This window comes from Myxococcus sp. AB036A, assembly GCF_006547355.1.
In the GTDB taxonomy this organism is placed as follows: domain Bacteria; phylum Myxococcota; class Myxococcia; order Myxococcales; family Myxococcaceae; genus Myxococcus; species Myxococcus virescens.
Genome location: NZ_VHLC01000218.1, coordinates 1 through 1,232 on the forward strand (window position 1 = coordinate 1; position 1,232 = coordinate 1,232).

The window sequence follows — 1,232 nt, forward strand, 5'->3', positions numbered from 1 at the left end:
GGGGGAGACTTCGCGCGATTTCCCCGGGCTTCTGGTAACGTGGGCCGGCGCCGGGGAGGGTGTCGCATGCGCGTGGCCGCAGTCCTGCTGTCCTACAGAGTCTCCAGGAGGAAGTCGCCATGAGGGACAACGGCCCCCCGGCCGTCCTGTCCCCGGGGGACTCGGTGATGGGCTACACGGTGGTGAGGCAACTGGACCGAGGTGGCTTCGGCACCGTGTACCTCGCGACGAACGGTGGGCAGCCCTGCGCGCTGAAGCTCGTGGAGCGGCAGCGCGTGGAGGGACGGGTGGAGAAGGAGGTGTCCATCCTCTTGCGCTTGACGCACCCGAACGTGGTGGGCATTCGCGGCTTCACCTACTGGCAATCCGAGGAGCGCGACTTCGCCCTCATCGCCATGGAGTACGTGGAGGGGCGGAAGCTGAGTGCGTGGGTGAAGGATGAGAACCCCTCGGCCCGGCGAATCGCGAAGGTGACGCTCGACATGGCGCGGGCGCTGAAGGCCTCGCACGAGGCGGGAGTGGTGCACCGGGACGTGAAGGACGCCAACGTCATGGTGCGCGACGCGGACGGCCTGGCGGTGCTGGTGGACTACGGCATTGGGGACTACGCGGGAGCCCCCTCCGGCATCACCCAGTCCATGCTGCCGCCGGGGACGATGGAGTACCGGCCCCCCGAGGCCTGGCTCTTCCTGCAGAAGAAGTACTTCGGCAAGAAGGCGGGCGCCCGCTACGTGTCCGCCCCCTCGGACGACATGTGGGCCCTGGGCACTGTCCTCTACCGCCTCCTCACGGCGAGGCTGCCCTTCGACGCGGGCTCGGAAGCGGAGTACGTCCAGGCTGTCATTGGCAGGACGCCTGTGCCCCCTCACCACGTCAACCGCTTCGTTCCGGAGCGGCTGGGCATGTTGTGCATGCGGCTGCTGGAGAAGGACCCTGCTGCGCGTCCCGACGCGAGCACTGTCTGTGCGGCCCTGGAGGCGCTCCTGTCCGGGGCGGAAGGGGAGGCGTGGGACACGCCCCTGTTTGACGCCTATGGCCCGAACTCGGCCACCACCGAGAACGAGGGCAAGGTGAACAAGCTGGAGCGGTGGGCGAAGCGGCCCCTGAGCCAGATGCGTCGTGGCAAGGCGCCGGGGCCGGAGCTGCCGGAAGTCCCAGGCGAAGGCATGCCCGCGGCATTGCCGCCCGAGGCCCCGCTGGTACCTGCGGCCACGCGGCCCGTGGAGGCGCAG

General features: G+C 69.3%; 1 protein-coding gene. It reads left to right on the plus strand.

Annotation, left to right across the window (positions count from 1 at the left end; translation table 11 throughout):
- Positions 1 to 119: 119 nt before the first annotated feature.
- Positions 120 to 1,232: serine/threonine-protein kinase (locus tag FL344_RS38130; RefSeq protein WP_141621945.1), on the plus strand; the 1,113-nt coding region annotated here is incomplete at its 3' end.